Annotated in this window: 15 protein-coding genes; 1 reads left to right on the forward strand and 14 read right to left on the reverse strand. The window is 40.2% G+C overall.

Translation table 11 applies throughout. The features are described 5' to 3' along the window. Window positions 1-9: 9 nt before the first annotated feature. The 6 genes from GJS40_RS09075 to GJS40_RS09100 are packed head-to-tail and all read right to left on the reverse strand — an operon-like array spanning window position 10 to window position 5,132. A complete protein-coding gene (locus tag GJS40_RS09075; protein WP_270897555.1) occupies window positions 10-975 on the reverse strand; it encodes a biotin--[acetyl-CoA-carboxylase] ligase in 966 nt (321 codons plus the stop codon). Next, on the reverse strand, window positions 965-2,122 hold the full coding sequence (locus GJS40_RS09080; RefSeq protein ID WP_270897556.1) for a CCA tRNA nucleotidyltransferase: 1,158 nt from the start codon (window positions 2,120-2,122) through the stop codon (window positions 965-967). Before GJS40_RS09080 ends, GJS40_RS09075 begins: the two co-directional genes overlap by 11 nt. After that, complete coding sequence (gene bshA, locus GJS40_RS09085) at window positions 2,112-3,269, reverse strand: N-acetyl-alpha-D-glucosaminyl L-malate synthase BshA (RefSeq protein ID WP_270897557.1); 1,158 nt, start codon at window positions 3,267-3,269, stop codon at window positions 2,112-2,114. The genes GJS40_RS09080 and bshA overlap by 11 nt, the downstream gene beginning before the upstream one ends. Next, window positions 3,266-3,970: a bacillithiol biosynthesis deacetylase BshB1 gene (bshB1, locus tag GJS40_RS09090; protein WP_270897558.1), complete on the reverse strand. Its 705-nt coding sequence runs from the start codon at window positions 3,968-3,970 to the stop codon at window positions 3,266-3,268. The genes bshA and bshB1 overlap by 4 nt, the downstream gene beginning before the upstream one ends. Before the next feature lie 18 nt (window positions 3,971-3,988). Continuing rightward, window positions 3,989-4,792, reverse strand: coding sequence for a 4-hydroxy-tetrahydrodipicolinate reductase (gene dapB, locus GJS40_RS09095; protein ID WP_270897559.1), 804 nt, complete (start codon window positions 4,790-4,792; stop codon window positions 3,989-3,991). Between the two features lie 7 nt (window positions 4,793-4,799). Beyond that, the gene (locus GJS40_RS09100) at window positions 4,800-5,132 is read right to left on the reverse strand and encodes a nucleotide pyrophosphohydrolase (RefSeq protein WP_270897560.1); all 333 of its coding nucleotides are present in this window, start codon (window positions 5,130-5,132) and stop codon (window positions 4,800-4,802) included. 170 nt (window positions 5,133-5,302) lie between these two features. Between GJS40_RS09100 and GJS40_RS09105 the strand changes: the two genes are divergently transcribed. Next, window positions 5,303-6,115 (forward strand): YitT family protein, encoded by an 813-nt coding sequence (locus GJS40_RS09105; RefSeq protein ID WP_377901950.1) that lies wholly within the window; start codon window positions 5,303-5,305, stop codon window positions 6,113-6,115. 132 nt (window positions 6,116-6,247) lie between these two features. On the opposite strand, the gene GJS40_RS09110 is transcribed toward GJS40_RS09105, so the two are convergent. From GJS40_RS09110 to GJS40_RS09145, 8 genes are all read right to left on the reverse strand, one after another. Further along, complete coding sequence (locus GJS40_RS09110) at window positions 6,248-6,925, reverse strand: zinc metallopeptidase (protein WP_270897562.1); 678 nt, start codon at window positions 6,923-6,925, stop codon at window positions 6,248-6,250. Between the two features lie 98 nt (window positions 6,926-7,023). Next, a complete protein-coding gene (locus GJS40_RS09115) occupies window positions 7,024-7,848 on the reverse strand; it encodes a sporulation protein YpjB (RefSeq protein ID WP_270897563.1) in 825 nt (274 codons plus the stop codon). A gap of 58 nt (window positions 7,849-7,906) precedes the next feature. Continuing rightward, window positions 7,907-8,506, reverse strand: coding sequence for a lipoprotein heptaprenylglyceryl N-acetyltransferase LhaT (lhaT, locus tag GJS40_RS09120; RefSeq protein WP_270897564.1), 600 nt, complete (start codon window positions 8,504-8,506; stop codon window positions 7,907-7,909). 102 nt (window positions 8,507-8,608) lie between these two features. Then, a complete protein-coding gene (locus GJS40_RS09125; RefSeq protein ID WP_270897565.1) occupies window positions 8,609-9,481 on the reverse strand; it encodes a menaquinol-cytochrome c reductase cytochrome b/c subunit in 873 nt (290 codons plus the stop codon). Between the two features lie 43 nt (window positions 9,482-9,524). Then, window positions 9,525-10,199: a menaquinol-cytochrome c reductase cytochrome b subunit gene (gene qcrB, locus GJS40_RS09130; RefSeq protein WP_270897566.1), complete on the reverse strand. Its 675-nt coding sequence runs from the start codon at window positions 10,197-10,199 to the stop codon at window positions 9,525-9,527. Between the two features lie 14 nt (window positions 10,200-10,213). Beyond that, complete coding sequence (locus tag GJS40_RS09135; protein WP_270897567.1) at window positions 10,214-10,714, reverse strand: ubiquinol-cytochrome c reductase iron-sulfur subunit; 501 nt, start codon at window positions 10,712-10,714, stop codon at window positions 10,214-10,216. Window positions 10,715-10,850: 136 nt separating this feature from the next. Beyond that, the gene (locus tag GJS40_RS09140) at window positions 10,851-11,315 is read right to left on the reverse strand and encodes a YpiF family protein (RefSeq protein ID WP_270897568.1); all 465 of its coding nucleotides are present in this window, start codon (window positions 11,313-11,315) and stop codon (window positions 10,851-10,853) included. A gap of 48 nt (window positions 11,316-11,363) precedes the next feature. Next, on the reverse strand, window positions 11,364-12,671 hold the full coding sequence (locus tag GJS40_RS09145; protein ID WP_270897569.1) for a tetratricopeptide repeat protein: 1,308 nt from the start codon (window positions 12,669-12,671) through the stop codon (window positions 11,364-11,366). Window positions 12,672-12,749 lie beyond the last annotated feature (78 nt).

Genomic DNA, 12,749 nt, shown 5'->3' on the forward strand with positions numbered 1-12,749 from the left:
GAAATTTCTTTAGTCAATATCTGCACTATACACCGATTCTAATGTGCCATCTTTTTTTCTAATTAGTAATACCCCTTCATCAGTGATTCCTTCAGCAATTCCTTGAACCTCTTTTCGCATCGTTTTGGCGGTAATTTCTTTCCCAATGGTCGTTGCAAGCTGTTCCCACCGTTTTTTAATCGGGAAAAAGCCTTGATCTAAATATTTATAGTACCAATGTTCATATTTCTCTAATACCGAAACGATGACATCGCTTCGTTGAAACACCTTTCCATTTGCTTCCATTGATAAAGAAGTAGCAACAGCCGATAATTCCTCGGGAAAATCAGTCTTTTGTTGATTCACATTTAATCCGATTCCAACGACAATTGCTTGTATACGGTCTAACTCCGAATGCATTTCAGTTAAAATACCCGCTATTTTTTTCCCGCGTAATAATATGTCATTTGGCCATTTAATTTCTACAGGAAGGTCTGTTGCTCGTTCTAACCCTTCTTGCACCGCCACTGCTGTAAGAAGGGTCAGTTGAGGAGCAACTTGAGGAGGGATATCGGGCCGTAAAATGATGCTAAACCAGAGTCCTTTTTCCTCCATTGAATGCCACGGTCTTCCTAGTCTCCCTTTTCCTTTCGTTTGTTTATCCGCAATGACAATTGTTCCTTCTTCCGCTCCTTCTTGTACAAGTTGGTGTGCAATGTCCTGAGTGGAAGTAACTTCTTTTTTATACACGATGTGCCGGCCAATTGCTTTTGTTTGTAGTTTTGATTTAATTTCGTCGGTACTAGCTAAATTCGGCATATACCGAAGACGATACCCTTTTCTCGGAACTGCTTCAATTTCATATCCGTTTTTTCGTAATTCTTCAATATGTTTCCAAACAGCTGTTCTAGAAATGTGAAGCATGTCACTAATTTGTTGTCCAGATAAAAAACGATCTTTAGATTGTGATAATAATTGTAATAATTTACCCCTCATACCGTAGCTTCCCCTTTACATAAGAAACAAGTTCTTCTTCCTTATTTTTCACTTCCTTACGCAATACGGCTTTTTCCACTTCTCGCAATATCCATCCAACTTTTTTCTTTTCGATCTTCGGAAACAATGTCAATACATCTTTTCCGTTCACCCGAAGATCTTGGCGTGACTGAATAGGTAATTGTCGATACACTTTTGCTACCTTTCTCAGCTTTTCATCATCCTTGTTATCATACACCCATTGATGGAATCGCTCTATTTGCAGCACTCGTTCTATTCCGATGTCATATAACTCTACATCATCCCAAGAAAGGGATTCTTGTTGTTGGATGGCTTGAAAAAAATAAGATAATGATCGCGTCATTTTTTTAGAAAAACGCCAATGAGGCCATTTCTTGTTTGCATTTCTTCCATACAAATTCCATAAAAACGCAGCCCATCTTTCGGCGGGAGTAACAAGCATATGAAAATTCCAACAAAGTGTAGGTGGTAACGGTCGTTCTGGTTGTAGTTCTACGGGAAAAGCCATAAACAGGTGATGTTTGGTCATCAGATGGAACACTCGCTCATGATCCTTTGCTTGTAACAATCTATCTAATTCTTGTTGTATTCGTTCCACTGCAACAGAAGAGAGCAAATGTTGCAGTTGACAAGCAGTTGTCATTGTTTTTTTTTCGATATGAAAGGATAATTCCCCAGCAAAACGGAATAATCGCAAAATCCGAAGGGGATCTTCCTGAAAACGTTTGGAAGGATCAATCGAACGAAGGATGCGATGTTGGAGGTCATTTTTTCCTCCATAAGGGTCAATGATTGTTCCGTTTTCCTTTAATGCAAGGGCATTGATCGTAAAATCACGACACGCCAAGTCTTCTTCCAACGTCTTCGTTCCCTCCCGATAAGGAGAAACCTCAACGAAGAGAGACTTCCACGGTACAAGAACCATTGGAAAAGCAGCACTTGGTTGTTTTGCCTTTGGGAAGAGGCGCATGATTTCTTTTACCGTTGCATTCATCACAACATCGATATCTTTTTCCTCTTTATTCAATAAATAATCTCGCACTGCTCCTCCGACAATATATGCTTCATAACCAAGTAATTCAATATAACGTAATAAGGAAAAAGCCTCTTCCCATTTACGTGACATCCCGAACAGACCTTTCTGCTAAAACCTCCTCATACACTTTTTCATATTGTTCAACAATAGTTGAGGAGGCAAACTTATCTTCTACCCGTAACATCGCTTGCTCCGAAAATAGTTCATAAGTTTTTTGATTGAGAAGTAATTCACTCGCTTTTTTCCCTGCTACTTCCGGTTGACCAATGGGACAAATAAAACCTGTTTTGCCATCCACAACCACTTCTGGTATTCCACCAGCGTTTGTTCCAATGACCGGCACTCCGCAAGCCATTGCTTCCAAAGCAACAAGCCCGAAGCTCTCTTTTTCCGACAGGAGAAACATCACATCTGACATGCGGATGAGAGAAGCAATATCTTTTTGATTTCCTACAAATAAAACGCGCTCTTCGATTCCTAAATGTTTCACTTCACTTTTTGCTTTTTCCCTGTCTGGCCCATCGCCAACCATTATTAAATGCGTATTCGGTACGTGCTCTAACAAAGTAGCAAATGCATAAATCACATCTGTCACTCGTTTTACAGGACGGAAATTAGAAATATGGATGGCTAATTTATCTTCCCTACGAATGCCATATTCTTCTTTTAATGCGTCTTTCTCACCATGCGGGTGATAAATACGTTCATCAATAAAATTATAAATCGTCTCGATACGATTTTCTGTATGAAGCATTTGTTTCGTTTCTTGCGCTAACGCATAAGAAACAGCGGTGACTTTATCGGAACGATGAATTGCATAACGAATGATTTCTCGTAACGACGGGTCATGACCTAACACGGTAATATCGGTCCCATGTAACGTCGTCACTACTTTTACGTTTCGGTCTTTCGCCATATCTTTCGCAAGCACGGCACAAGCCGCATGAGGAACGGCGTAATGCACGTGCAAAATATCTAAATCTTCTTTTTTGACAACTTCCGTCATTTTGCTTGCTAAAGTTAAAGAGTAAGGTGGATATTGAAAAACGTCATATTGATTCACTTCTACTTCATGAAAATAAACATTCTCATACGTTTTATTTAAGCGAAACGGCAAACTCGTAGTAATAAAGTGTATCTCATGACCTTTTTCAGCGAGCAATTTCCCAAGCTCTGTTGCAACAACACCTGACCCTCCAACTGTTGGATAACATGTGATACCTATTTTCAATGTCATGGCAAACTCCTTTTTGGAATAGAAGAAAATAACAGTGGCTGTTCACATTTGAATCCTTCCGCAAATTGTACACCGGCTTCTTTTCCAAATAGACTGTCTCGATAGCGGACGTTTTCCAGATAACGATCGGTAAGCGGTGTCGTCACACTTCCCACTTGCTTTTCAAATTGGCTTTGGTAACAAGATAAAGCCTCCATTTTTATCTCTTGGGCCGGGGTGATGTCGATATAAAAATCTGCAGAAACAATTCCGTTAATAAAATAATAAAATAATTGCTTCACTTGATGAGACGGAACTTCTGGTAGGTATTTTCTAATTTTTGCGTCAAACACCGCTTCTTTTACGATGTGACAACTAGCGCCATGATCCGGGTGGCGATCTTCATGATACGGTGCGAAAACAACATCCGGCTTCACTTTCCGAATCACGGTGACTAACTCACGATAGGACGGGTGAGACCGATCGATATGACGATCCGGAAATTCCAATTGAATTCGTTCTCTTACCCCTAATACATTGGCTGATTTGGTTGCTTCTTTTTGCCGTAACGATGGGTTTCCGTTCGACGATAATTCAGCTTTTGTTAAATTGCAAATATAGACGACATCTCCATTTTCCACATGGGTACGAATAGTGCCTCCCATCCCGATTTCGACATCATCGGGATGCGCACCGATTGCTAAAATGACGAACGGCTTCATCCATAACTCTCCTTCACTCTATTCCATAATATTTTCTAACCCGTAGACAAGGGTTTTTAATTGTAACACACTTTCTACCGCCAGCTTCACACCGGGCATAAAAGATTGTCGGTTCATGGAATCATGGCGAATCGTCAACGTTTGTCCCGTTCCTCCAAATATAACTTCTTGATGGGCAACCAGTCCAGGAAGACGAACGCTATGGATGTGTATCCCTTCTACTTCTCCTCCGCGCGCTCCAATCAACTCTTCTTTTTCCTCCGGATGCCCTTGTTTTTTAAACGGTCTTACTTCATTGATTAAAGAAGCCGTTTTTTGCGCCGTTCCAGATGGGGCATCTAACTTTCGGTCATGATGCATTTCTAATATTTCAACATCTTGAAAGTATTTAGCCGCCATTTGAGAAAATTTCATCATTAAAATTGCCCCAACGGCAAAGTTTGGCGCGACAATTGCACCAATTTCTTTCTCTTCTGCTTTTTCGCGCAACCGCTTAACATCTGAATCAGTAAAACCAGTTGTCCCTACAACCGGGCGAACGTGATGGTCAAGGGCTAATTCTAAATGACGCTTCCCTGCTTCAGGAGTCGTTAAATCAATTAACACATCCGCTTCCACTTCTTCTAAACACGTCTTCATATCGTCATACACAGGAGCATCTATATTTGGCATCCCCGGCAATTCACGAAGTTGTTTACCATTATTTTTTGAATCTACTGCTGCCACAAGAACGAAATGTTCGGTCTCATCTACCAATTTGACCGCTTCTTTTCCCATATTTCCACGAGGACCAGCAATGATCAATCGTACTTCTTCCTTCATTTACCTCTCATCCTTCCTTTTTCTTTGTCCAACGATTTTTATCTCTCGTTTTAAATTTCTTCATCACAAGATCAAAAGCTTCTTCCAAATCAATATGTAAAGAATTTGCAAATGAGATGAGAACAAATAAAACATCCCCAAGTTCCTCTTCCATGGAACTGTCTTCTTCTGTATTTTTTTTAGGTTTTTCCCCGTAACGATGGTTCACTTCACGTGCTAATTCACCCGTTTCTTCACTGAGTCGGGCGAGCATCGTTAACGGCTCGAAATAACCTTCTTTAAATTGTTGAATATAATCATCCACTTCTTGTTGCATCATGCGCATCGTCTTATCAGACATGTATAGCCTCCTCTCATCCTCATTATCGTAACGAATTTCTTTTTCTTTGACAAACGAGAAGGTTTGTTGCTTTCATTGGGGTGTTTTCACTATAATATAGAGGATTGTGAATGGAGGCAAGGAGGGAAGCTTCTGTGAATTATTTTAAACATGGAAAAAATGTTTTCTTTATGATTCTTGGAACGGCGATTATGTCCTTTGGGATCGTCTATTTTAACATGGAGCATCAACTTGCCGACGGAGGATTCACAGGAATTACATTGTTATTGTATTTTCTCTTTGGCATCGATCCTGCTTTCTCTAATTTAGTATTAAATGTGCCTCTTTTTTATTTAAGTTGGAAATTACTTGGTCGTGATGTCTTTTTTTATACGCTAATTGGAACGTTTAGCTTGTCGTTCTTTTTGTGGTTTTTTCAAGTTTTTCCACTGATCTCTTTATCGTTAGAAGAAGATATGACAATTGTGGCATTGTTTGCTGGAGTATTTATTGGAGCAGGGTTAGGAATTGTATTTCGGTTTGGTGGAACAACCGGGGGCGTTGATATTATCGCAAAACTCGGTTTTAAATATTTTGGTTGGAGCATGGGACGGACGTTGTTCGTTTTTGATACGTGTGTCATTACCTTATCTCTTATTTATTTAAATTACCGAGAAGCGATGTATACTCTCATGCTCGTTTTCGTGTCAGCGAAAGTGATCGACTTAATTCAACAAGGTGCCTACTCGGCAAAAGCAGCCTTTATTATTTCTGAATACCATGAAGAAATTGCTGAAACAATTATAAAAGAAATGGATCGTGGGGCAACGATGATGAAAGGGAAAGGATCGTTTACCGGTTCAGAAAAAGAAATTCTATACTGTGTTGTCGGTCGCAATGAAATTGTGCGCTTAAAAAACATCGTACAACAAATTGATCCTTATGCCTTTGTGACGGTAAGCGATGTGAATGAAGTGATTGGTGAAGGTTTTACTAGAGATTAGACATGCGAATGGAGAGTACAGACTAGGACATCGTTTTTTCTGTGCGAAGAACGCAAATGGATTACCATCTTTGAATGACGTACGATATCATGGATAAGAAAAGTTGCCTCTCTCTAATTAAGAGGCAACTTTTTATTCTTCCGTCATTAAAAAGTACATGGAGATAAAACGGACGAGTTCTAATACAGCAACAAGCGCTGCTGCCACATACGTCAATGCTGCGGCATCTAATACTTTTCGCGTTTCTCTCTCCTCGTGGTTATTAATAATTCCGCTTGCGACAATTTGGTGCATCGCACGATTACTTGCGTTAAATTCCACCGGTAACGTCACCAATTGGAATAACACCGCAGCGGACATGAAAATAATTCCTAACAATAACATGTTCGTTGCTTGGAAAAAGATCCCGGCAAGAATGAAAAAGAAAGACAAGTTAGAACCAAGATTTGCTACCGGTACGAGGCTATGGCGAAAGCGTAAAAATGCATAATCTTCCGCATCTTGAATCGCATGTCCTACCTCGTGTGCTGCTACCGCTTGACCGGCAACACTGCGGCCATAATAAATTTCTTCAGACAAACGAACCGTTTTGGAACGAGGATCGTAATGATCCGTTAGTTGTCCACGAATTGGTTCCACATTGACATCATAAATACCGTTATCTTGAAGTATCTTTTCAGCCACTTCTTTACCAGTCATTCCTGATGAGTTAGGGACTTGTGAATACTTACTATATGCTTTTTTTACTTTCATTTGCGCCCAAATCGGAATGATTAAAAGCGCTAAAAAGTACAAAAGAAAAATACCCATACCAGACCTCCTCCACGATGCTTTATCTTTATTTTAATTTAAAACGTCAAATAAAGTCAATTCTTTTACTTTTCAAAGGGAGATAAAAGTGTGAACATTTATTCCCTTAACCTCTCTTTTGTCTTGTCTCCTCTATATTTTCTCCAACCTGTATATGTTAATGCAATCATAATTGTTGTCCCAATGGAAAACAAGACGATCCAGAACGAAGGATCCACCGTCGCACGTGCTGGTTCGATAAGATGTTGTACGTGAGAAAGCAGCTTGACAACATCTTCAGATTCTTCCCTTTCAAGCCAAGAAGATTCCCGCTCCATATACTCTAAGTAAGAAATGAGCGGCATATAACGGCTTTCCGGTTCACCGGTCATCATAGCCGGACGAATTTGTTCAAAGGTATGCTGCCATTCTTGGTAAGACACTCGCGCTTTTTCTTTTTCTCCTCTTTCGATAAGGCTTTTTGCTTCTTCTAACAACGGTAACGATTGCTTTGCTACATTTTTCCATAATGGATTATTTTTGCTGAGAATGGCATCTGTAGATAAATAAAATGAGTACGTATAGGACTGTCGTTTTTCGTCACTCAGTGTGACCGATGTCAGTGCTTCACCGGCTCGTTCAAAGGAATACAAAAAATGTTTCATCTGATTAGTATTCATTTCATAAGTAGAAAAAGAAAGCGCTGGTAAATGTAGATCGAGCCAATGATATATTTTTTTCCCTTCTTCATACTTCCCTTGTTCAACCAACGTATACATCGTTTTTACTTTTTCATACCATGTTTCAAAGGACACATCTTCTTTCGTTTCACTATCCATACTTTTGGGAGCAATCACTACAAATAAAACAATGAGTAACATGATGCTTATCCAGCGAAAAAGGTAGGTGATTGCTTGCCGGAATGGTTGCTGAATGACCGGCATACACATCCTCCTCTCTATCCTTGTCCTATTCTTATGAACAAGAAAAGAGGAGTAGACCCTAAGATGGAAGATTGATTTGCAATCGTTTTTCTCTCACTCCAAAGAGATATGTTAACATGATTGAAACAATAGATAACCAAAAAGTAAAATAACCAATGTGGGCAATATAATCCGTTAATACAGAAGAAACCCAAGGATGCATTCCATAAACATAATCAATGACATCGTTATGTAACGTCCAGACCGCTACGATGAAAAGATGCCATCGTTTGATACGGTAATATGGCGAAAATAAAAGCGCTTGTACTGCCATGCCTAGATGGGAAGCAATTAACATATAGTTTTGCCACGACAAGGGATCACCAAATACCCCTTGCAAACCATTCATCACCACGGCCCATATCCCGTATTTAATGAGCGTTACGGAAGCAAAAGCTTCTAATAACCCACTTCTTTTTTTCATTAAATAAAGTAAAAGTACAAAAGTAAAAAACAAGCTCGCCGTCGGACTATCTGGAACGAATGGGAGAAAAATTGGCGGTGTCGCCTCCAATTGACCATTGTACCACCAATACCCATACACCGTACCTAGTCCATTGATTATGAGAAGTAACAGTATCATCGTCGGCATTCCTAGAAAACGAATAATTACATTCATCATCAATCCCATCCATTTCTCCCGTTTCTTTGCGATAGTAAAGAAAAGCTGCTCTTTTCTAAAAAGAAAGAGCAGCTTTTATGACGATGTGACAAGCGGTGATTACTCTTCGTCACTTTCTTCTGTTGTTTCTTCACCGGCAGCATCTTCTGCAGATGCGCCATCTTCTCCACTTTCACCTTCTTGTGCACCACCGCCGCTTGCAATGTATTCCGCTAAAATTTGCAATTCTTCATCCGTACCTTCAAAAAGACCTGGTGGCATTTCGCCAATACCTTCCACCGCGATGTTTTTAATCGTATCGACATCATACTGGGTATCAAAGAGTGATGGTCCTGCTGCACCGGAACCTTGGAGTTGATCTCCGTGACAAGCGATACAGCCTTGGTCAGAATAAATCTGATATCCTTCATGTTCCGTGTCAACTTGTTCAGCTAGTTCTGCAGCTTCGTCATCGAGCATCTCTCCTTGTTCCGCAGCAGCTTCCCAGTCATGATTTTCAACAGCTTCCCATGTTAAATAGACAACTGCAAGAACTGCGAGTAACATCATACCGGAAGCGATCGGACGTCTTGAAGCACGTCTTTCCGGACCACGATCGAGCCACGGTGCAAGTAAAAGTGCTCCAAATGAAAGAGCTGGAATGATGACGATACCAATCACGACATAATCACCAGAAACAAATTCGTATTTTAACAGTTGGTACAAAAATAGAAAATACCAGTCCGGTAATGGAATGTAACCGGAATCCGTTGGGTCTGCCAATCTTTCCAATGGAGACGGGTGTGCAGCTGTCAAGCATAGGTAACCAACGAGAAAAACAGCCCCTACTAACCATTCTTTTAACAGGAAGTTAGGAAAGAAAGCTTCTGTTTTACCGGGATATTCTGAATAATCCTTAGGTATATTTGGTTTTCTACCTGATGCAGGCACACGGGAATCCCCAACGAACTTCATTCCTTTTCCACGTTGCATTGGTTTCCCTCCTTCAATACTTATCCACAATACGCGCCAAATCTTATAGCGGCCCAGCGATTCCTTGACGACGGATCATAATAAAGTGAACAGCCATGAGTCCAAGTAAAGCCGCTGGTAAGAAGAACACATGGATGGCGAAGAATCGTGTTAACGTTTGAGCTCCGACAATTTCCGGATCTCCTGATAGCAAGGTTTTTATGAGAGTACCTATAATTGGAACACTTTCAGCCATCTGTAGTCCGACAACTGTCGCGAAGTATGCTTTCATATCCCAAGGTAACAAATAACCGGTAAAGCCTAGACCCATTAAGATGAAAAACATGAGAACACCTACAACCCAGTTTAACTCTCTTGGCTTTTTGTATGCACCTGTGAAGAACACACGTAACGTATGTAAAAAGACCATCACTATCACGAGACTTGCTCCCCAATGGTGCATTCCTCGAACAATCATACCGAACGCCACTTCACCTTGTAAATATTTCACCGATTCATACGCGTTCACAATATCAGGTACATAATACATCGTTAAAAACATGCCTGACAAAAATTGGATGACGATGATGAAGAATGTCAGCCCTCCAAAACAGTAAACAAACGCTGAAAAGTGATGAGCCGGGTTGACATGCTCAGGCACTTCATGATCAGCGACGTCTCGCCAAATCGGAGTTATGTCTAGGCGTTCATCCACCCAATCATACAATCGTTGTAACATAAATGACGCCCCTCCTAAATTTGTGGTTCTGCTTTTCCTAGGTAAACCGTTCCGTCCCGCACTTCCACCTTGTAACGATGGAGTGGTTCTGTTGGCGGTGTACCTGCTACGTTCGTCCCGTCTTTTTCAAAACGACCACCGTGACAAGGACAGAAAAACTCATTCGGGTGATTTTCATTTGAATTCCAGTTTACTGTGCAACCTAAGTGCGTACAAACTGGTGATAGAGCGACGATGTCATCCCCATCGAGATAAATCCATGCAGAGTTCGTCGTTTCAGAAGTGTACCAAGCATCTTCTTGTTCATAGGAAAAATCAAAACGCTGTGGTTCATCTGTCAACTCACTCACTTCTGTCACAGCATGCATGTCGCCTTCTCCAGTTGTTTGAAGAACTGGATCAATTGCGAAACGCGCCATTGGCAAAACGACCCCAGCAGCCATGAATCCGCCAACTCCGGTTAGCGTATACGTTAAAAATTGACGTCTCGACACGTTATGATCTTTTTCACTCACCACATATCCCTCCTTACTCTATCCATTCGGTCCTGCCGGACATTTTACACACACTGACAACACTAGGACATACTCATGATAGCCCAGTAGATAGCATACTGTCAATCTTTTGTATATACTTTTGCGTCGACATTTGTCACACTTCCTGTTGCCATTTGTTCATAAAGAGTGGGATCAAATGTTTGATTTGTTCCGTGATAACTTCTTTTTTATACGTGACATCTAAATTCTCTAGTGGAATGAGTGGCAGCCAAACAATCTCTTCATTTAATTCCTCTTCCATTTGCTTCCATTTAGAGTCGGATGTCATCAAAAAGATATACTTCATTCCACTTTCTTTCAATGAAGCAAGCCAACGAATTAATGGTTTCGTGTGGGAAGCGATCTCTTCTTCATTTAAATAAGTAAAGGAAGGAAGTAACAACACTCTTCCTTTGAATTGTCGTTCTAATTCTGCAGTAATGATAGTCATAAATTCATTCATTGCTGCGCTTTCTTTGATGCCATCATGAAAGTTGACCGGTATAAGTGGAAGTATCGCTGTATCAACGTATTTTCTTTCGTTTACGAAAGATAGTATGTCTTCTGTCGTCCATTTCATATCCTCACCGCTTTTCAACATTTTTATAACTTTTTTCCACACAATCATTTACCAAAATGTTAACTCTTCCATGAGGTTTCGTAAAGGTTCATTTTCTGGCTGCAACTGAAGAGATTGTTCAAACAGTTGGAGGGCTTGTTTTCGATTTCCAATTTCAAGTAAAAATCGACCATAATCTTCAAGAAATTCCGGGTCTTGTCCATAAACGATGTTTGCTTGCTCATATGCTTGTCGCGCTTTCTCATCCTCTTCTTGTTCTCTCCAAGCATAGGCCTCAAACCATGCGTATAATGGATCTGATTCTCCCAATTCTTTGAGATGTGACATAAGCTCAATGATTGCCTCTTCGTCTTCTTCTTCTCTAAAAAAACGAAGTAAATAAAGAATCGCTTCACTATTTGTCGGGTTTAAAGATATCGCTTCCCACATCGTTTCGCTCACTTTATCTTTCTCCCCAAGAAGATCGTACAACATAGCTGCCTCCATAAAAAGTGTATCATTAAATTCGTCATAAGAGAGACCTTCTTTTGCAATGTTTAAAGCTTGTTCATAATTGTGTAATTGTTTATGCGCTCTCACTAAGTAAGGATAAAGAGTGACGTATTCTGGATCCAATTCTTTTAATCTCGTGAAAGGTTCAATTGCCCGTTCATAATCATGTAATTGTAACGCCGTATAACCGTAACCAAATAAAGCGTCGAGATCTTCTCTTTCTTTTAGCCCTTTTTCATAATAATCCAAAGCCGTTTCAAATTCTCCGGTTGCACTGTAAGCTTGGGCTAGATGAAGCTTGATATTATCATGTTGACCTACAAATCCGAGCTGTTCTGCTTTTTTAAAATAAGGAATACATTTTTTGTAATCTCCACGTTCCATATAATAATAACCCATTGCTGCTACAATGACCGGTTCTTCCGGAGCTAATGATAAGGCGTATTGCAATTTCTGTTCCGCTACTTCGTCTAAACCTTGAAGTTGATATATGTCAGCAAGGAGCAGTTGTGCTTTTAAAAAAGCCGGATCTTCTTTACGAATTTGGGAAAGTAACGAAATGGCTTCTTCCTCTTCTTCATGCTCCATTTTAATTTCCGCTTCCATCGTGATTAGTTCTCCATCAAATGGCTTTCCGCTCTTCTTCCATTTCTGAATCAATCTTTCCGCTCGGTCGGTTAAACCGAGTTCCATATAAATCTCTAAAATTTCATATTGTTCTTCGTCTGTTGCTATCTTTTCCCACTGAGTTAATTTTTCTAAACCTTCTTTTATTTGACCTGCTTGAATCAACTGAATTGCTTCTTGTTTTTTATTCATCGTCTCCCCCCAGCTTGCGCCTAACCACTTTTTATCATCTTTCACAATTGATCCTCTAAAAAGTATAGTATAACAAATGTTCACTCCCCCCTCGAGGGCAAAGGAGTGAAAAATCGATTCATA

The organism is Aliibacillus thermotolerans, from assembly GCF_027853235.1.
Lineage (GTDB): Bacteria > Bacillota > Bacilli > Bacillales > Marinococcaceae > Aliibacillus > Aliibacillus thermotolerans.